This is a genomic window from Nocardia sp. IFM 10818 (genome assembly GCF_054655275.1).
The window spans coordinates 5,182,232-5,200,826 of the sequence record NZ_BAAHJH010000001.1 but is presented as its reverse complement, the minus strand read 5'-3'; the positions used below and the strand labels follow the sequence as shown (position 1 = coordinate 5,200,826).

General features: G+C 68.5%; 14 protein-coding genes and 1 pseudogene. 3 read left to right on the top strand and 12 right to left on the bottom strand.

Going from position 1 to position 18,595, the window contains the following annotated elements; all coding sequences use genetic code 11:
* Positions 1 to 444 precede the first annotated feature (444 nt).
* A complete protein-coding gene (locus tag ACYQ5L_RS24140) occupies positions 445 to 3,372 on the bottom strand; it encodes a helix-turn-helix transcriptional regulator (RefSeq protein WP_459960426.1) in 2,928 nt (975 codons plus the stop codon).
* Positions 3,373 to 3,476: 104 nt separating this feature from the next.
* Between ACYQ5L_RS24140 and ACYQ5L_RS24135 the strand changes: the two genes are divergently transcribed.
* On the top strand, positions 3,477 to 4,634 hold the full coding sequence (locus ACYQ5L_RS24135) for an epoxide hydrolase family protein (protein ID WP_459960424.1): 1,158 nt from the start codon (positions 3,477 to 3,479) through the stop codon (positions 4,632 to 4,634).
* A 135-nt stretch (positions 4,635 to 4,769) separates the two neighbouring features.
* Positions 4,770 to 6,062: a PucR family transcriptional regulator gene (locus ACYQ5L_RS24130; RefSeq protein ID WP_459960423.1), complete on the top strand. Its 1,293-nt coding sequence runs from the start codon at positions 4,770 to 4,772 to the stop codon at positions 6,060 to 6,062.
* Positions 6,063 to 6,147: 85 nt separating this feature from the next.
* Here the strand turns inward: ACYQ5L_RS24130 and ACYQ5L_RS24125 are convergent.
* The 6 genes and pseudogenes from ACYQ5L_RS24125 to ACYQ5L_RS24100 form a co-directional block, all read right to left on the bottom strand.
* A pseudogene (locus ACYQ5L_RS24125) lies at positions 6,148 to 7,323 on the bottom strand (lipase family protein); the annotation flags it as partial.
* A gap of 25 nt (positions 7,324 to 7,348) precedes the next feature.
* Complete coding sequence (locus tag ACYQ5L_RS24120; protein ID WP_459960421.1) at positions 7,349 to 8,386, bottom strand: esterase/lipase family protein; 1,038 nt, start codon at positions 8,384 to 8,386, stop codon at positions 7,349 to 7,351.
* 154 nt (positions 8,387 to 8,540) lie between these two features.
* Complete coding sequence (locus tag ACYQ5L_RS24115) at positions 8,541 to 9,197, bottom strand: TetR/AcrR family transcriptional regulator (RefSeq protein ID WP_459960419.1); 657 nt, start codon at positions 9,195 to 9,197, stop codon at positions 8,541 to 8,543.
* Positions 9,198 to 9,234: 37 nt separating this feature from the next.
* Positions 9,235 to 10,359, bottom strand: a complete 1,125-nt coding sequence (locus ACYQ5L_RS24110) for an AAA family ATPase (RefSeq protein WP_459960417.1) — start codon at positions 10,357 to 10,359, stop codon at positions 9,235 to 9,237.
* A 93-nt stretch (positions 10,360 to 10,452) separates the two neighbouring features.
* A complete protein-coding gene (locus ACYQ5L_RS24105; protein WP_459960415.1) occupies positions 10,453 to 10,881 on the bottom strand; it encodes a hypothetical protein in 429 nt (142 codons plus the stop codon).
* Positions 10,882 to 11,180: 299 nt separating this feature from the next.
* The gene (locus ACYQ5L_RS24100) at positions 11,181 to 11,462 is read right to left on the bottom strand and encodes a hypothetical protein (RefSeq protein ID WP_459960413.1); all 282 of its coding nucleotides are present in this window, start codon (positions 11,460 to 11,462) and stop codon (positions 11,181 to 11,183) included.
* A 122-nt stretch (positions 11,463 to 11,584) separates the two neighbouring features.
* Between ACYQ5L_RS24100 and ACYQ5L_RS24095 the strand changes: the two genes are divergently transcribed.
* Entirely contained in the window at positions 11,585 to 12,331 is a 747-nt protein-coding gene (locus tag ACYQ5L_RS24095; RefSeq protein ID WP_459960411.1) for an SDR family NAD(P)-dependent oxidoreductase, read from the top strand.
* Positions 12,332 to 12,407: 76 nt separating this feature from the next.
* Here ACYQ5L_RS24095 and ACYQ5L_RS24090 read toward each other — a convergent pair whose 3' ends face one another.
* From ACYQ5L_RS24090 to ACYQ5L_RS24070, 5 genes are all read right to left on the bottom strand, one after another.
* The gene (locus ACYQ5L_RS24090) at positions 12,408 to 12,920 is read right to left on the bottom strand and encodes a L,D-transpeptidase (RefSeq protein WP_459960409.1); all 513 of its coding nucleotides are present in this window, start codon (positions 12,918 to 12,920) and stop codon (positions 12,408 to 12,410) included.
* Between the two features lie 190 nt (positions 12,921 to 13,110).
* A complete protein-coding gene (locus ACYQ5L_RS24085; RefSeq protein WP_459960407.1) occupies positions 13,111 to 14,280 on the bottom strand; it encodes an MlaD family protein in 1,170 nt (389 codons plus the stop codon).
* Between the two features lie 105 nt (positions 14,281 to 14,385).
* On the bottom strand, positions 14,386 to 15,135 hold the full coding sequence (locus ACYQ5L_RS24080; RefSeq protein WP_459960405.1) for an RsiV family protein: 750 nt from the start codon (positions 15,133 to 15,135) through the stop codon (positions 14,386 to 14,388).
* A 45-nt stretch (positions 15,136 to 15,180) separates the two neighbouring features.
* Positions 15,181 to 15,420, bottom strand: a complete 240-nt coding sequence (locus tag ACYQ5L_RS24075; protein ID WP_459960403.1) for a hypothetical protein — start codon at positions 15,418 to 15,420, stop codon at positions 15,181 to 15,183.
* Positions 15,421 to 15,538: 118 nt separating this feature from the next.
* A complete protein-coding gene (locus ACYQ5L_RS24070) occupies positions 15,539 to 18,451 on the bottom strand; it encodes an AfsR/SARP family transcriptional regulator (RefSeq protein ID WP_459960402.1) in 2,913 nt (970 codons plus the stop codon).
* Between the last annotated feature and the right edge of the window lie 144 nt (positions 18,452 to 18,595).

Below are 18,595 nucleotides of genomic sequence, written 5' to 3'. Positions count from 1 at the left end.
TTCGGCCGATCCGGACCTTCACCTTCGACTGAGCTGGATGAGACGCAGGTAGTAGCGAAGGTTCTTGTGCCGCAGGGCCTTCCGCGGGATGCGGCGGTAACGGATCTTGGCCGGACACAGGATCTCCACACGATGACCGCCAGGCCGCCACAGTTGGTGGTTACTGTCCGACACCATGATCGAGAGTTGGCTGTCGGCAGTTGCGGCGAGGGGTTCCGCTGGAGAAGCGGGTGGGGTTCGAGCACCAGTGCGTCGGACGGCTCGGTCCGTGCTGGTGCTCATGTGGTGCGCGGTGCTCGTCTGTGTTGTGTTGCTGGTCACGCTGTGTGTGGGGGTGGGCTTCTTCGGGTTCTTGCTCTTCCTCGTTTAGTGGCACTGCGACGCTGGTTCGGCGGTGCCGACTCCGCGTTGTTCTCTCCGGACCGGGCGCGTGGCCGAGCGTTCTCATTCGAATAGGTTGTGCGCGTGGGCGAATGCTGCGGCTTCGGTGCGGCTGGCGACGCCCAGCTTCGTGAGGATGCGCGAGACATGCACGCCGGCGGTATTCGCGCTGATGAACAACTCGGCCGCCAGTGCGCGATTGCTCATGCCTTTGGCCACCAAGCGGAGTACATCGAGCTCACGAGGAGTGAGACCGTGGCGCCCCGTGTCTGATTGGCGTGCACTCGGGGTCGCGTTGCCTGCCGGTGTCTCGGTCGCCGCGCCGATCGGAAGTCGCGCTCGCTTCGCCATCTGTTCGGCAGCCGTCGCGAGGGGTGCTGCGCCCAGCTTGGCGGCGGACTCGACGACAGTTCTCATCGCGGCTGTCGCCGCATTCCGATTCCCCTCGGACACATGGGCTTCCGCGGCCGCGAGCAGGGTCTCGGCCTCCTCGTAGGGCTGTTCGAGTGCCCGCCACGCCAGTGCGGCGCGTTCCCAGAGCGCCGCCGACCCGGTGGCGCGGGCGGTGTACACCGCATGGTGCGCGGCATCGACCGCGGTGGCCGTGGGAAGCGAGGCGGCCAACCCGCGCAGCTCGGCGGGGGCCCCGGGCACGCGCTGCGCCAGGTCCACCAAGGGCCATGTCTCGCTGGGGTACGCGGAAAACAGTGCGGTCGTGGAGTTCTCGGCGCAGAGGTCGGTGAGCAGTACCGCGGCCGCGTCCGGATTCCCCTGTTCGAGGGCCAGTAGTCCGCGCAACCAGTGCAGTTGCAACCGATACGCACCGGCCCAGCCCGATGTTCCCAGGAGCTGTTCCGCCGTACCCGCGTCGGCTCGCGCGGTGCTCGTATCCCCTTGGGCAAGTGCGATTCTCGCGTAGGTCAACAGCAAGGCCGCCCGGCTCAACGACGGCATCCGCTCGAAATCGGCCTCGTCCACCAACCCCCGCACCTCGCCCCAGCGTCCCAGCGCCGTCAGCGCCTGCGCCCATTTCACCAGCAGAATCGGCGCCGATTCGGTGAACCGGAATCCGGTGTGCGCCGCCCGCAGTCCGCCCTGAATCACGGCAATGGCCTCGCGGTACCGCCCCGCCGCCACCAGCACCGCCGACTCCCAGGTCGCCACCTCGACCAGCACCTGCGGATCCCCGAGAGATTCGGCGACCTCCCGTGCCGCCGCGAAATGCCCTGCCGTGACCTCGGCCTGCACGGCGGAGGCGGAGGCCAACCCCAGGAACGCATGGCACCGCGCTACCAGCTTCGCCGCGCCGAATTCCCGCGCGATCTCCAGCGCACTCCCGGCAGCCGCGCCGCCGCCCGCGTCGTCCCCGCTGAATATCCGGCTGATCGCCACCTGGGTCAGCACTTCGGCCCGTTCGGCACTCGCCGGCTCACCCGCCAACAGCTCCAGCGCCCGATCCAGATCAGCCCCGGGCCCAGCACCGGCCAGGCCGCGCAATCCGGCCCGCCACCGGTACAGCCGCGCCACCCGCGCCGGATCAATGCCAACGCCAGCGGGGGTGCCGAGTGCCCGCGTGGAATCCCCGGTACGGGCGGGCGCGCTGAAACCACCGTCGTCTAGGCGGGCGAGGGCGGCATCTGCCGCGGCGATCCCGCGCTCGGTCGCACCGCTATCGAGGGCTGCCTCGACAATCCCTTCCAGGACATCCAATTTCGTGGCGCTCAGCAGTTCGGCCGCATGCGGGACCTTGTCCCAGTAGTCGTGAACTCGTTCGAGCTGGCGCAGCCGTTCCGCGTGTGTCGCGGCTGCCGCTGCGGCTTGCCGGGAGGAGATGAGAGCCTGCTCGAAATCGCCTGCCGCGGCGGCATGATGAGCCAGCTCCGAAGCGTGGCGTTCCGCGTTACCTTGCGGCAGGGTCTGGTCGCTCGCGCGTAGCGCCCGCACCACGCGGGCGTGCAAGCCTGTTCGCTCTGCGGGGAGCAGGTCGTCATATCCCGCTTGCCGGATCAGCGCGTGGCGGAACTCGTATCCGGTGTCGGTGGGCAGGATCAGGCGCCGCTCGACCAGTTCGCGCAGGGCCGTGTGCAGCTGGTCGGCGGCCAGTTCCACCGTCGCGGCCAGCAGTTCGTGCCGCACGGTCGAGCCGATAACCGTCGCCGCGCGCAGGACCGCCCGGGCATCGGCCGACAGACCGGATTGGAAGCTCAGCAGGAGGTCGGTCAGCCCGACCGGGATCTCCTCCGGCGACAGGCCGAGGGCCTCGACGAACAGCGGGTTGCCGCCGCTGCGCTCGAAAACCCGGGTGATCAGCGTGGATTCGGGTTCACGGCCCAGCAGCGCCGCGAGTTGGCGGCCGACCTCGTGGCGGGTCAGGGGCCGCAGATCCAGGGTGCGCACGCCCGGGTTGCGGCGGAGTTCGGCGAGCAGGCCGCGCAGCGGGCCCGCGTCGCCGGGGCGGTAGGTGCCGACCAGCAGGGCGTCGCCGTCGGCGAGGTTGGTGACGAGGAAGGCCAGCAGGTCGCGGCTGGCGTCGTCGGCCCAGTGCAGGTCTTCGAGGACCAGCACGAGCGGGCGAGTCGTGGCCAATTGCTCCAGCACGGTGAGGAATTCGCCGAACAGCCGGATCCGGTCCGCGCCGGGCGCGGCCGCGCCGGTGTGGACCGCCAGCGCGGGCAGCCAATGCGCGAGTGCGGGGCGCGGTGGCAGCAGCTCGGCCAGCGCCGCAACGCCGAGCTGCCGCGCAATGCCGCGCAGGAGCGCGGTGAACGGCGCGAATGCCATGCCGTCCGTGCCCAGTTCCGGGCACCGGCCGACCAGGACCAGGGTGTTCGGGTCCAGCCGCCGGGTGAACTCGTCGACCAGACGGGATTTGCCGAGACCGGCTTCCCCGGAGATCAGCACCGTGTGTTCGCCGGCGTCACCGAGGGCGTCCAGGAGCGCGGACACGTCACCGGCCCGGCCGACCAGGGTGCTGCTGACAGGAGAACTCATCACTCGGCGATCATGCCGCGCGGCGCGTAAAGGCGATAGTCACGGCGCGAAATAACGAATCCTCGTGATGTGGCGACCCCCTCTTTATCGGAATCATAAATGTCATGAGCAACAAGGAAATCCGCCCCTTCCGCATCGACATCCCGCAGGCCGACCTGGACGATCTCCGGCAGCGCCTGACCCGCACCCGCTGGATCGACGAGGTTCCGGGCATCGGCTGGGAGCGCGGCGTGCCCACCTCCTACCTGCGTGATCTGACCGCCTACTGGGCCGAGAAGTTCGATTGGCGCGCCATCGAGGCCCGCCTCAACGCGCACCCGCAGTTCACCACCACCATCGATGGGCAGAACCTGCACTTCCTGCACATCCGTTCGGAGCGCACCGACGCCACCCCGCTGCTGCTCCTGCACGGCTGGCCGGGCACCCCGGCCGACTTCCTGGACATGATCGGCCCGCTGACCGATCCGGCCGCCCACGGCGCGCCCGAGGCCCCGGCCTTCCACCTGGTCATTCCGACCCTGCCCGGCCACGGCTTCTCCGGGCCGCTGACCGAAACCGGCTGGAACGACGGCAGGATCGCCGCCGCCCTGGCCGAGCTCATGGCCCGCCTCGGCTATGACCGCTACGGCGTGCAGGGCGGCGATCACGGCGCGTTCATCGCCCCGAAACTGGGTCGCGTGGATGCCGATCACGTGCTCGGCGTGCACGCCAATGCGCTGGTCACCTTCCCGACCGGCGATCCGGCCGATATGGCCGCGCTCACCGAGGCCGACAAGCAGCGCCTCGGCGCCATGAAGCAATTCCAGGACGAGGGTTCGGCCTACATGAAACTCGCGGGTTCGCGGCCGAACACCCTGGCGCAGTTGCTCGCCGATTCCCCGGTGGGACAGCTGGGCTGGATCGTCGAGAAGTACAAGGAGTGGACCGACGCCGCCCACGAGCTGCCCGAGCAGGCCATCGATCGGGACAAGATGCTGACCACGGTCACGATCTACTGGCTCACCGATACCGCGCGCAGTGTGGCCGACTACTACTACGAGCGATTCCACGACGCGGCGATGTTCGTCCCGGCGCAGCGGGGCACGGTGCCCACCGGCGTCGCGGTGTTCACCACCGGTGACTACGCGGTCCGGGTGTTCGCGGAGAAGGCGCACAATATCGTGCACTGGTCGGAGTTCTACTCCGGCGGCCATTTTCCGGCCCTGGAGGTCCCCGACCTGCTGGTCGGCGATATCCGCGAGTTCTTCGCCGCGCTGAACTGAACCCCGGTGCGAATCGAGAGCCCGGCGCCCGCGAGGGGCGCCGGGCTCTCGGCGTGATTGCCGCCCGGAGCGCCGCCGATTACAGTTACGCTCCAGTAGGAACTTCAGCGTTCCCTGAAACTCGTAGGGGTCGACATGATGAGAAGTACCGAGGCCGCACTGGCCACCGCGCATCCGGTGGCGCCGATTTCGACTCCGCTGCACGATGTTCGGGCGCTGTCCGGCCGTCTGGTCACCCACTTCGCCGAACACGTCGCCACCTGCGGCACGCTGCCGGGCGACGCGCTGCGCGGTGATATCACCGCGGTCACCAGGACCTGTCTGGAACTCGCGGCCGGGGTGCTGGAGGGCCGGGACGTGACGGCCAAAATCGAACGGCTGCAACGCGCGGGCGCGGACTGGGCGCGCGAGGGCATTCCGATCGGGACCATTCACCGCGCCATTCACGACGGCTTCACCATGGGCTTCGATTTGATCGTGGAGGAGTCCACCCCGGCGGACTACCATCGCCTCGCCGTCACCGCACGGCGGTTGCTGGAGGTCCTGGCCGTGGTCGATTCGGCCTTCGCGGTCGCCTATGTCCGCGAACACCGCGCGGTGGTGGCCGAACATCACACGGCGGTGCATACCGTCACCTCGGCGCTGCTGGCCGGGCATCCGACCTCGACCATGGCGCGGGCCGGCGGCGTCACCATCGACGAGTCGTATTATGTGCTGGCGGTGAGCATTCCGCCGCATCCGGGGGAATCCGATACCGCCATCGACGGCGAGGTGGTGGCGCGGCGCAAGCTGCGGCGCATCCAGTCCGAACTCGCCACTCGCTGTGCGGGACAGGCGCTGTCGCTGCTCGGCACCGACGGCGGCACCATCCTGCTGCCCGCCACCTGGGCCACCGCCACCCTGCCGGAACCGCGCATCCGGGCGGAGGCCGCCGACCGGCTCATCGACCGATTGTCCACGGCCGCACAGGTTTCCATAACCGCGACCGTTATGCAGGCCGAGACCGACCGCATCCCCGAGGCGGCCGACCGGGCGCACGAGCTGCTGGATATGGTGCAGCGCCTGCAGTGCGGTCCGGGGCTGTACCGCTTCGATGATCTCGCCATGGAATATCAGCTCACCCGGCCCGGGCCGGGCCGGGAATATCTGCGCGCCCTGCTGGATCCGCTCGACGAGTACCCGGAACTGCTGGAGACGCTGCGCCGCCATATCGGCAACGACCTGAACCGGCGGCGGACGGCACGGCTGCTGGGCGTGCACACCAATACCGTCGACTACCGGCTCAAGCGCATCGGTCAGCTCACGGGTTTCGATCCGGCACAACCATCAGGCCTGTGGTACCTGCGCTCGGCCCTGGTTGCCCGGAGCTACGATCGCGCCGTTCCCGAATGGGACGTCCGGACAGCATCGACACCAGCAGTGCGGTGAATCGCAGCAGTTCCAGCAGGATCCGGCCGGGCAGGGCGACCGACCACACGGTGTGCGTACCGGCCGGTTCCAGCGGGCGGTCCTCGAACCGGCCCGCGAGCCAGTCGACCATGATCGGGGTGCCGATGAACTGCAACGGGAGATGCAGACTGAGGCGGTCGCGCAGGTAGCGGACGTGTGCGCCCCGGTCGAGGTAGCGGGCCACGTGCGCGTCGATATCGCCGACCGCGATCACCTCGTCGTGCACGCCCTGGATCACCAGCATGGGCATGGCGGGAGCCGCTGCGCCGGGACGGATCTCATCGAGGATGACGCGCATCTCGGGATGTCCGAGGAATGCGTCGAGTCCCGCGGGCAGATGCCGGTCGGCATTGCGGCCCATGAACCGGGCCAGCAGCGGGAAGGTCGCCAGGGATTCGGCGCGCTCCAGCAAGGCCAGGTAATCGGCCGAGAGTTGCCCGCGCAGAATGTGATCCAGTCGCGGATAGGCCCGCCGCAGGCCGGCGGTGAAGACCATGGCGAATCCGGCGAAGGGCGAGCCGTTCAAGCGCGCGAACGCGGCGGCCGGATCACCGACGGGGGAGCCCGCCACCGCTCCGGCGATATCGAGTTCCGGGGCGTAGGCGCCCGCCAGCTCCGCGGCCCACGCCGTGGCCAGACCGCCGCCGGAGTATCCCCACAAGCCGATTCGGGTGCGCGCGTGCAGGCCGAGCGGGCGGAACCGCAGGGCGGCCCGCACCGCGTCCAGGGCCCGGTAGCCGGGTTCGCGGGCGGCGCCGAAATGCCCTTGCAGCCCACCGTGATCGGGGACCGAGACCGCCCAGCCGCGTTCCAGCGCGCTGGCGATGAGCGGCAGCTCGATCTGCGGAATCGCGCCGAGGGGGCGGGCGCGGTGACGTAAAGCATAGGAGGGCAGGCACTTCGGGGCGACGGCATCGATGGCGCACTGGAACGACACCAGCGGGCGCGGCACGGCCGGATCCGCATTCCAGGGCAGCAGGACGGTGGTCACCGCGGCTTCCGGATTGCCGTTCAGATCGATGGTGCGATACAGCAGCTGCCATGCCGACACCTGTTGCGGCACAATGCCGAACAGCCCCAGGCGGACTCTGCGGGAGCGCAGGATGGTCCCGGGCCGCACGCCGTCGAGAGCGATCGGGGAATGGTAGAACGGATCCTCGCTGGGCAGCAGGGGGCGAGCTCTGGCCGGCTCGTCACCGCCGGAAGGCCCGAGGCTTTCGACCGATTCACCGATCGTCATGGTGTTCCTTTCCTGCCGGGCCCGGTCAGAACTGACCGCCGCCGCCGATCATCCAGGGATTGAAGGTGCATTCGAGCTCCGGATTCTGCTGGGAATCCAAGGCGCGCAAGGCGATCGAGGCCGCGCGCGGCGAGTACAGGATCGTCAGGTGATCGGACATGTCCTCGTCGCAGCCCTGCTGCAGCGTGATGTTGTCCACGGTGGCGTCGGGGCCGGGCTGGAGGAAGGTCCACTCGTAGGGATTGGAGATCTCGTCGTGCCGCGTGCCGACCACGGTGTATTCGACCCCGGGAACGGTGTCCCCGCCCGCATTGAGCCGGGCGTAGAACGGCGATCCGACGACCTGCTGGATATTCGACTGCCCCAGAATGGGTTCGTAGAAGCCGAGGATGTTCACGCCCAGGTTGGTGATCGCCCGCCCCAGCAAGGCCATCCCCATCAGCGTGGTGCCGTGACTGGTGGCCCCGAAGGAGATGACCTTCTGGATCTTTCCTTGACCGCCTTCGAATTTCAGGTATTGGCTCGTCACCGGCCCGCCCTGCGAATGGGCGATCACATCGACCGCTTCCGCTCCCGTCGTCGTCAGCACCCGATCCACGAATTGCCCAAGCTGCCGCGCGGAATCCTCCATCCGCCCGACGCCGTAGCGGCCCGGCAGCACCGGCCCGATGCCGCCGCCGTCCAGAATTCCGACGCGGCCGAGATTGAAGGCGAATACACAGAATCCGGCCCGTGCTACTCGCGGCGACAAATACGCGAAGCTGTCATAGGTGTTCAACCAGGTGCCGTGCACCAGCACCACCGGCCGCGGATGTTCGGCGCTCGGTTTGCAATTCCAGTTATTGGCTCCCGGCGGCGCGGCATCCGGATGCGTGAGACCGTAACCGAACGCGGCCAGATAGGACGTCATCTCCGGCCCCTCGCCCACGGTGTCGGATGCCGTGCTCGCCAGCGCCGATCCGGAACTGCTGCCGGTATCGGCATTCGCCGCACCGCCGGAGACGGTAATGGCCAATGCGGTTGCGAACACGGCGCTGCCGAGCGCCCGGATCTTCGGCCTCATGAACAACTCCCTAATGCCTCACTCGAAACGACTGCGGTGTCGAATTCGAATGCGACGCTAGGGGCCGAGTGTGGCCCGTGTCACTGGCCCTGTGTCAGATGACAATCCGTCCCGGTCATTGCCCGCGCACCGATTGTGGTGATCGACAGCACAGTCATTCCGCGGGCGTGCGGGCGATCGTAATGGCCGTCCGGGTGAACAGCGGCGCCAGTTCCGGCAGCTTCTCCGCGCCGCGCTCGTGCAGGCAGGCCCGCACCCGGTCGTCGATGCCGCCGAGCAGCATGTCGATCAGCTGCGGATCCGGGTCGGCCGCGAGATCCCCGTCGCGCACCCCGACCCGCGCCACCGCCATGATGTATTCCGCGAATCGATCGTGCACCCGCGCCCGGTGCGCAACCAATCCCGGTCCCGCCGCGAGGGTTTCGACATACAGCGCGCGCGCCGCCCGCGGCTGCGCCGCCAGGACGGCGAGATAGATCTCGAACGAAATACGCACCCGCTCATCGAAATTCACCCCCACCATGCCCGTGACGGTTTCCTGCAGCTGATCGAGCGCCGTCCCCACCGCGAGATCATAAGCGGCGGCGAAACATTCGTCCTTACTGCCGAATACCGAATAGAACGTGCGGCGCGCCACCTGCGCGCGGGTCACGATATCCGCCACCGTGGTGGCCGCATACCCCAATTCACCCACCGCCTCCAGCACCGCGGTGCACAACCGCCGATACTGGGACGTCACCACTTGTTCCCTGGTCAGCCCGTGCCGCCCCCGCGGCAGCGGGCCCGGCTCGCCGACAGCATCCACACTCACGCCCACAGAATATGGCTCCCCGCCGCGCGGCGACGGCCTAACGTTCCGGCCAGTACCAGGGCGGCTCGTCCAAGAACCCCAGACCGGACACGGTCGTCGCGCCGTCCTCTTTCACCAATTCGATCAAACGCAGGTCGCGCGCCTGCTCGGCCATCACGTCGAGCAATTCCCGCGCATGGGTCACCACCACGACCTGCGTCTCCTCCGCCATGGTGGCGATGAGCTCACCCAATGGCGCGAGCAATTCCGGATGGAGGCTGGTCTCGGGCTCGTTCAAAACCAGCAATTCGGGCGGCCTGGGCGACAGCAGCGCCGCGACCAGCAGCAAATACCGCAAGGTGCCGTCCGACAACTCCGCCGTCCCGAGCGGCCGCATCAGTCCGGGCTGATGCAGTAACAATTCGAATCGCCCGTCCCGGTTCACGATTTCGACGTTGCTGCCGGGAAAGGCATTGTTCACCGCCTTGTCGAGATCCTCGGCGAAACCGATCTCCCGAATTGTCTGCAGCGCCGCCGCGACATCCGCGCCATCCGATGCCAGAACCATTGTCCGGGTACCGATTTGCGGCGACCGCGCCGGCGCATCGGCATCGGTGCGCAGATGATCGTAGAACCGCCAGGATCGAATGCGCTCACGCAACAGCAGCAAATCCGGCGCGCGTTGCGGATCGGCCAGTTCGGCCAGCATGCTGTCGAACGGTTTCAGCGCGTGCGGCACCATACCCCAGCCGTCGCCCTCGTCCCGCAGCCGCACCACCGGCCCGCCGCGGTCGGCGAGCACGGTCGAGGGCCGCAGCACCGGTCCGGCCCAGACCGCCTCGGCCTTGATTTCCGGATCCCGATCGAACATCGACTGCCCGGCAGCCGGCAGACCCAACTCGGCCGCGTACCCGAAGTCCTCACCGGCGAACCCGACCCGCAACCCCACCGGCTCATTTCGCGCCGCACGGTTCGGCCCCGCCCACAGCGTCGAATCCAACCCGCCTTCCCTGGCCAGCCCCGCCACCGCCCCATTCCGCGAGAAATCCGCGAGCAACCGCAGCACCCGATACAAACTCGACTTCCCGCTCCCATTGGCCCCGGTCACCACATTCAACCGCCCCAACGGCACCACCAAACGCCGCAACGACCGGTAATTCTCCACCGCCAACGTGGTCAACATTCCCCCACCTTATTCACGGAGGTCCCGAGTGGGCTTCGTCACTCCACGCGGATCGTGATCCGCCCACGGTCATCCGGAGACGCGAGTCGGAGGTCAAGTGTCGTAATCGCCGCTGTCCCACGGTTCGGTGAACGCCATGTAGTTTCCGGGGTGAAGTTCCACGCACCACGGCTCATCCTCCTCGTCCCGGGGGCGGACGATGAGCCCGAAGACAGTGCCGAACTGCTCGAGCCGAAACGGCGCGACTTCGATCCGGCCGAACGTCACCTCGCCGAGTTCACGCAGCCGCTGTTCGTACAATCCCCGGCGCCGATCGCGATCCATGCTCGCCCGCGGACCGAACTCGTCGATCCTCGCCTCCAGCAAAGCCCCGCCCGCATCGAACAGGAACAGAGCCACGAACTCGTTGCCTTCACCCAGCCCGTGTGCGGGCTCGAACGGCGTGGTGAGAAAGAACTGCCTACCGTCCGCAGTCCTGCCCACGTGTTCGGCGTGATAATCATCGTGGTCGATCGCGATCAACGAGGGCTCACCCATGGGCACAGATCCTAGATCTTCAATCGGACACTCTGCGCCCTCTGACTTGTCCCGCTGGAACGAATCCCATTGCTGTGCGGGCCATATCGCTGATCCTCGTCTGTGCATGATCTGAAAATGCATCGACCGGGAACTGGTGGCGGCAGCTACTCGGCGAATGCCGCCACAGTTTCCCGGTGATCACCTGTCCAGGAATGTGGGATGTCGCGCGGACCTCAGCCGAGTGCACGTGAAGGGGGAATCGAGTCTTGCTTAGGCTCGGTTCCGGGCGGCGGCGGCGTGGTTCAGAGGTTTGCGGGATTGGCGGTTCGGTGTTGTCGGCAGTATTCGACGTGCAGCCATTGCGGGTGGCCGGAGACCGAGATTTCAGCGCAGCAGTGTGTTTCCGGTTGTTCGTGCATGTGCCGGGCATTCCTCGACGAGGCTGCGCAGGTGGTGCGCCTCGAGTTCGAAAGCGGTTCTGCATCGTTGTGCCGCAAGGGAAGATAGACGATCGTGTGCGCTGATCGGATCGCGAGCGCCCAAGCCATGCTCAGTATCGTTGCGGCTGCCTTGTCGACGGTCATCTGCACACCGTGATATTCCAGAACAGAAGGATCGGGTCTTTTTCGGTTGCCAGGCCGGGTCTGCGGCGCGGGGGAGCCGGTGGGGGGTGCGGGGGCTCGGAGGCTCGTGGCAGGGTGGGGGTATGGGTGAACGGGTAGATGGCCGGGGTGTGTTGGTTACGGGGGCTTCGCGGGGGATCGGGCGGGCGATCGCGGTGATGTTCGCGGAGCTGGGGGATCGGGTTGCGGTGCATTACTCTTCGCGGCGGGAGGAGGCAGAGAAGACGCTGGCCGGGTTGCCGGGGGAGGGGCATGTGCTGGTTGGCGGGGATGTTTCGGGGGAGGCGGAAGGCATTGTGGGGGCGGCCGTGCAGGCGCTGGGGACGGTGCATGTGCTGGTGAACAATGCGGCGGTGAATTTGCCCAGTCCGGTGGCTGATACGGGTTATGAAGAGTGGCAGCGGGTTTGGCGGGAGACGGTGGATGTGAATCTGGTGGGGACCGCGAATGTGTCGTATCTGGTGGCGCGGCACATGATCGAGCGGGGGGTTGCGGGGCGGATTGTGAATGTGGGGTCGCGGGGGGCGTTTCGGGGGGAGCCGGATCATCCGGCGTACGGGGCCACCAAGGCGGCGGTGCATGCGTTGGGGCAGTCGCTGGCGGCCTCGCTGGCGCCGTACGGGATCGGGGTGGCTTCGGTCGCACCGGGGTTCGTGGCCACCGAGCGGGTGGCGGAGCGGGTGAACGATGCGGTGCGGGCGCAGAGTCCGTTCGGGCGGGTGGCCGAGCCGGGGGAGATCGCGGCGGCGGTGCGGTATCTCGCGTCGCCGGAGGCGCAGTGGAGTTCGGGGGCGGTGCTGGATGTGAACGGGGCGTCGTACCTGCATTGATCGCGTCGTACCTGCATTGATATGGAGAACCCCCTCCGGGCCGGAGCCGGGAGGGGGTTCGGGTCGAGCGGGGCTACTACACCACCTGGACCAGGTCACCGGGGTTCAGGTAGTTGAAGAACTCGCGGGCGCCGTCGGGCACCATGCGGATGCAGCCGTGCGACTGGCGGTCGATCGGCCCGATGTGGAAGGCGATGTCCCCGTCGAAGAAGATCGCGTACTCCATGGGGGCGTGGTGCATGGTGCTCCAGTGGAACGGCTTCTTGGAGTCCACGTCGAACAGGCCGCGGCGGGTTTCGTAGCCGGGCATGCCGTGCGAGATGGGGGTGGGGCCGTAGACGACCTTGCCGTTGTCCAGCAGCCATGCCTCATTGGTTTCCAGGTTGAGGCAGGCCCGGGCGGTCTTCTCACCGCAGGGCGCGGTGATCGGAGCCGGCTCGCTCGGAATGATGGCGGGAAGACCCGGAATATCGGGACCGCCCGGCCATAACGGCTCGGCTTGCGCGGGCACGGCCGCGAATCCGGCGGATGCGATACCGATAAAGACCACGGATCGCGCCGCCAAGCCGAGGTAACGCTGTGTTCTCATCGCGGTTCTGACCTCTCTAGCCTTGCCCGCCACCCTGTCAACCCGCCAGGGCGAAGGGACATCACGTTGGGAGAGCTTTGGACCGTTGGGAGGTACCGGGCATCATTCTGGCCTGTGTGTCCGGAGATTCGCGCCATTCGGCGACGACACGCGAACGCGGTCCACCGGCGCGCCGCGGGCCGGTGCGCGGTCAGCGGATGGGCGGCAGGGTGCGGTCGCGGGGATCGGCCCAGCTGGGTGCGTTCGCGCCATTGTCGGGAACATCCGGCCGCGGTGCGTTCGACGAGCCGCGAATCTGCTGGCCCGGCGGCGGATCATCGCAGTAACTCCAGCGTGCCAAGGTGCCGTCCTGCACGACATAGTGGGCCGACGGCTTGACCGGATACTCGCACCACGGCCGCAGCCAGGCGTCCACCACGGTGTGAAACTCGTTGTGGTGGGCCGGAGCCCCCATGGCGGCGGTGCCGACCAGCAGCGACGGGAACAGCGCGCGCAAGGCCGGGGTCCGCAGCAGCGCGGCCTTCACGATGGCGGTCATATTGGTCACCAGCGATTGAATGGGGTCCTGGTTGCGGTCCAGGATCTCGTCGGCCACCCGCAGATGGGCCGGTGCGGAGTCGAGCATTTCCCGCAGCTCGGCATTGGCGTCGTCGAGTTGCCCGGCCAGCAGGCTCGAATTCGCGGTCAGCGTCCCCAGATCCGGTTGCGCACGGGTGGTGGTATCCGCGATGAGCCGCAGGTTCTCGATGAGATTGGTGGTCTGCGGCAGCAGATCGTCCAGCCCCGCCGTCGCCAGGCTCACCCCGTCGACCAGGGCCCGCATCTGGTCCGGCCCGCCGCTGAAGGCGATATCGAGCTGATTCAGAATGACCCCCAGCTTGTCCGGATCTATCTGCGCGAACAGCGCATCGGAATGCTCGAGGGCATTCCAGATCGGCGTCGGCGTGCTGATCCGCTCCGGATCGAACCGTATGACCTGTCCGTCCGCGAGATACGGCGCGCTATCGGTATTGGGCCGGAAGTCCAGGTACTGCTCCCCGGCGCCCGACAACGCCCCCACGGCGATGGTGGTATCGGCCGGAATCCGGTACTTGTCATCGATCTCGGCCACCGCGGCGATGGCGGCCCCGCCGTCGATCAGATCGACGGACTTCACCCGCCCTACGCGATACCCGCGCCAGGTGACATCGCCGCCCGGCTGCAACCCGCCGGACTGTGCCAGATGCACGGTCACCATATAGGTCGACTCGGGCGGCTTCACCCGCGCCACGCTCACCAGCAGGTAGGTCACCCCCACCAGCATCACACCCACCAGAGCGAGATTCGACACCAATGTCTTGTGTTCTCGCAGAACGTTCAACAGGCCCGCCTTCACCACTGCCGATCACGGACAACAGGTTCGGAGCACAGCAAACACTTGGCGAAACTGCGGGCTATCTAACCATGCGCCCCGGCGGGCGCGGCGTCAGCTGTCGACAACGCCGGACCAGCCGGGATCCAGCACGGTGCTCAGCGCCGTCCAAGGGATGGTGATGTCGACGACGCCCATGGCATTCGGCCCCACCTGGCCGGGGACGAAATAGACGTGCATGCCCGCGGGCGTGGCGGTCCAGTAGCGGAAGTTCTCCAGCATGGGGGTGATGCCGTCGGCGTCGAAGTCGGCGCCGGTGCGCGATTGCGGCAGCAGCAGCGCGGCCTGAGCGGACAGGGCGTCCAGCCCGGCCTGCTGATCGGTGAACAGTTCGGGCAGCTGGATTTCCAGGCCGGTCCCGAGATTGGTGACGTGCGTGCCCAGGATCGTGAGGGGCCGCACGCCGCCGCCGTCGAGATTCGTCCACAGCACGCCGCTGACCACGGTGCGGCCGATGTGCTCGACAGCGCTGAGCTCGGTCGGATCGGTGAGCGAGACGCCGCCGTCGTCGTACTCGTCGATCAGCGACTGCAGCAGCGCGCGCATGCCCTGGTTGAATGCCTTTGGCCCGGTGCCGGTTCCGCCCTGCACCTGGGGCACCAGCACATCGTAGGCGAGCGTGCCCTGGGTGCCGTCGATGCGCAGCCCGGAAGCGGAGATGGGCGTATTGCGCGGCGGTATGCCCGCGACCGAGGTCGTGGCGCTCGGCGCGCCCGGAGCTCCGGGCGTCGTCGCGTCGCCGCACGCCGTCAGGGTCACGGCCAGCGCCGCGATGGCCACCACCGTGGCTGATGTGATCCGCATGGTCCCCAGGATCGGGACGGGCGCTTGGCACAAGCCAACGAATCGCTAATGGAATCGCCCGGCGCCGACCGGCTCCCGGAGTCCGGCGGCCCGAAAGGGCGGCGCCGCGGCGAGCGGGGCTGCCGGGGCGGCTCGATCACCCGCGCGATGGCGCTCGGCGAATCGGCCGGCCCACCAGACGGTCCGAGCGCGCGCCAGGGTGAGGCGGTCGGTGACGTCGGTCCAGGCTTCGCCGGTGGTGGCCGCGAAGCGGGCGGCGGTGGTGCGGGCGTGCTGGATACGCATGTGGACCCCGCGCACACATGCGGACCCGCCCCTGGTGTGTGTCGGCACCGCTGACCTCCCTGCATCGGTGTGACGAGAGCACCCTTGCAGGCGCGAATAAAAAGCGAATAAACGTTCTCTATTGACGGGTGGGCGCGGGCCCGAACAGGCTGTCCAGGGTGGGCGCGGGCAGACCGGCGCGCCGGAAGATCTCGGTGGCGTCGGCGAACTCGCGATCGGCGGCAGCGGCGGTCGCGACGGCATCGGGCGCGCTGGTGGTGGCCAGCGCCTGCGCCCGCAGGGTCATGGCGGAGGCGCGCAGGGCCATGGCGCGGGCGCGGTCGATGGGATCGGCCGCCTTGGTGAACAGATCCAGGGCGTGGGTGGCCTCGGCTTCGGCGGCGTCGGCGTGCCCGGCGCGCAGGTGGATCTGCGCCAGGCGGGTGCGGGCCCAGCCCTCCCACAACCGGACGCCATTGCGCTGCGCCATGCGCACGGCCTGCACGCCGAGTTCCAGGGCGCGGCCGTGCTCGCCCAGCAGGGACCGGGTGGCGGCCAATTCGTGGGTGGCCCAGCCGAGGGCGACCGGATTGGAGGATTCGCGGGCCAGGCCGATGGCGCGATCGGCCACCGCGATGGCTTCGTCGTATTGCCCGGATTCGCACAGGGTGCGGGTGGCGAGCGCGAGAATCCAGGCCTCCATGGACAGATCGCCGAGCGCGCGGGTGAGCGTCATGGCATTGACGTAATGGCGGTGCGAATCCTTGGTGTTGCCCAATCTGCGGTCGGCGATGCCGAGCAGGATTTCCGAGAGCACCTGCAGGCGGCGCCCGGCGTCGTCGATGGGCGGCGGCACGGCTTGCAGATGCTCCATGCTCGCCTCCACCTCGCCGAGCCCGACCTGCAGCAGTGCGCCCACCGCGACCCGCAGCCGCCGGATGCTGCCGCAGTCGTCCTCGCGGATCGCGGTGTGCAGCAGGGCCTTCAGGGCATCGGCGAGTTCGCGGGCATTGATGCCGGCATCGATGAACTCGGCCATCACCCAGGCCAGATCGGCGGCCATGGCCACCACCTGCCCGCCCAGGCGCGCGGCCTGGCGATGCAGCGCGATGACCACCGGGCGCTCGATATCGTTCCAGCGCTGCCCATCCGGCCCGCCGGTGAACAGGTGGCCGGGCACGGTGGTGGGGACCAGCAGGCTGGTGGTGTTGCTGTAATCGATTGCGCAGAGCAGATTCTTGGTGCTGGCGAGGTAGTAGTCGAGCAGCCGGGACAGCACGAAGGTCTCGTCCTCGCCGGGCAGCCGGCGGGCGAACAGGCGCAGCAGATCGTGGAAGCGGTACCGGCCGGGCGCGGTGGTCTCCAGCAGGCTCAGATCCACCAGGGATTCACACAAATACTCGGCGCGGTCCACGGAGACGCCGAGCACCGCGGCCACGGCATCGACCGGCAGATCCGGCACCTCGGCGCGCGCCAGCGTGCGAAAAGCCCTGGCCTGCTCGGCATTCAGCTGTCCGTAGCCGAGGTGGAAGGCCGCCTCGACGGTCAGCTCGCCGGTTTGCAGCACATCCAGGCGCCGGCTCTCGTCGGCGAGCCGCTCGGCCAGGGCGGCGATGGTCCACTGCGGGCGGACCGCCAGGCGCGCGCCGACAATGCGCACAGCCAGCGGCAGATACGCGCACTGCGCGATCACCGCATAGGCCGCATCCCGTTCGGCGGCAACGCGTTCCGCGCCGAGGATGCGGGTGAGCAGGGTCATCGCCTCCTCGGCCTCCAGGACGTCGAGGCGGGTGCGGCGGACGGCGGGCAGTTCGGTCAACGCGGAGCGGCTGGTGATCAGGACGGCGGTCCCGGGCGTGCCCGGCAGCAGCTGCCGCACCTGGGCGCTGTCGCGGGCATTGTCGAGGACCATGAGAATCCGCTTGTCGCTCACCAGGGTTCGCACCTGCGCGGCCCGGTCGTCGACGGTGGCGGGAATATCGCCCTCCGCGACCCCGAGCGAGCGCAGGAAACCGCTGAGCGCGTCACCGGGCGCGACCGGTTCGGCGTCCACGCCGCGCAGGTTCACATACAGCTGTCCGTCCGGGAATCGATCGCGCACCCGATGCGCCACGTGCAGCGCCAGGGTGGTCTTGCCGACGCCGCCCATGCCGCCGACCGCGGAGATTGCCACCGCGCTGCCGTCACCGCTGACCTGGGCGGCGAGCTCCTCGGCCAGTCGCGAGCGGCCGGTGAAATCGGCGATGTCCGGCGGCAATTGGGCCGGGGTGGGCGTCGCGCGGGCCGGGCGCCGCACCGGCGGCAGATCGGCGCGCAGGATGCGGGTGTGCACGGCGGCGAGCTCCGGTCCGGGTTCCACGCCGATCCCGTCCACCAGGGCGCGCCGGGCGCGGGCGTACTCCTCGAGCGCCTCGGCCTGCCGCCCGCAGTGATACAGCGCGGTCATGAGCAAGGCGCGGAAGCGTTCCCGCAGCGGATGCTCCACGATGAGCGGGCCCAGTTCGGTGACGGCCTCGGCGCTGCGGCCGGTTTCGATATCGAGCGCGAGCCGGTCCTCCAGGATCGCCAGCCGCCACTGCTCCAGCCGGGCGCGCTGGCGTTCGGCGAACGGTCCCGGCAGTCCGCCCAGCGCCGCGCCCTGCCAGTACGCCAGGGCCGCGATGAGGTTCGCGCGGGCGGCGGCCGGATCGTCGTCGCGCCGCAGCGCGGCCGCGGCCACCCGGCTCTCCACCTCGTCGATATCGGTGCTGCCCGGCGGCATGCGCAGCGCATACCCGTCGCCGACGGACACCAGCAGCGTGGACGGCCCCCGCATGGCCCGCTCCGGTTCCAGTTCGCGGCGCAGCTTGGCCACATGGGTGCGCAGGGCGGGCACCGCCCGCAGCACCGGATCCTCACCCCAGATGCCCTCGACGAGTTCGGCGGCCGTCACGGCCTTGCCCTCGCGCAGCAGCAGGGCCGCCAGCACGGCCCGGCGCTGTGGCGGGCCCAGGTCGAGCGGTGCGTCCGCACGCCAGCCGCGCACCTCGCCCAATATCGAGAACTTAAACAAACCGACCTCCCCGTTCGGCAGTGTAGCGGGCGGACCAGCGCTTTTGCGTAGCAGGCGGTGTTTTGATCCGCCGACTATTCCACACCGATCCACGTCCCCCAAGGTGGAATATCGGCTCGGCCGCAGGCCCTGTCAAGGATTTTC

Coding starts and splice junctions, on each gene's coding strand:
- ACYQ5L_RS24140 (WP_459960426.1), bottom strand. CDS start 3,372: ATGAGTTCTCCTGTCAGCAGCACCCTGGTCGGCCGGGCCGGTGACGTG.
- ACYQ5L_RS24135 (WP_459960424.1), top strand. CDS start 3,477: ATGAGCAACAAGGAAATCCGCCCCTTCCGCATCGACATCCCGCAGGCC.
- ACYQ5L_RS24130 (WP_459960423.1), top strand. CDS start 4,770: ATGATGAGAAGTACCGAGGCCGCACTGGCCACCGCGCATCCGGTGGCG.
- ACYQ5L_RS24120 (WP_459960421.1), bottom strand. CDS start 8,386: ATGAGGCCGAAGATCCGGGCGCTCGGCAGCGCCGTGTTCGCAACCGCA.
- ACYQ5L_RS24110 (WP_459960417.1), bottom strand. CDS start 10,359: ATGTTGACCACGTTGGCGGTGGAGAATTACCGGTCGTTGCGGCGTTTG.
- ACYQ5L_RS24100 (WP_459960413.1), bottom strand. CDS start 11,462: ATGACCGTCGACAAGGCAGCCGCAACGATACTGAGCATGGCTTGGGCG.
- ACYQ5L_RS24095 (WP_459960411.1), top strand. CDS start 11,585: ATGGGTGAACGGGTAGATGGCCGGGGTGTGTTGGTTACGGGGGCTTCG.
- ACYQ5L_RS24090 (WP_459960409.1), bottom strand. CDS start 12,920: ATGAGAACACAGCGTTACCTCGGCTTGGCGGCGCGATCCGTGGTCTTT.
- ACYQ5L_RS24080 (WP_459960405.1), bottom strand. CDS start 15,135: ATGCGGATCACATCAGCCACGGTGGTGGCCATCGCGGCGCTGGCCGTG.
- ACYQ5L_RS24075 (WP_459960403.1), bottom strand. CDS start 15,420: ATGCGTATCCAGCACGCCCGCACCACCGCCGCCCGCTTCGCGGCCACC.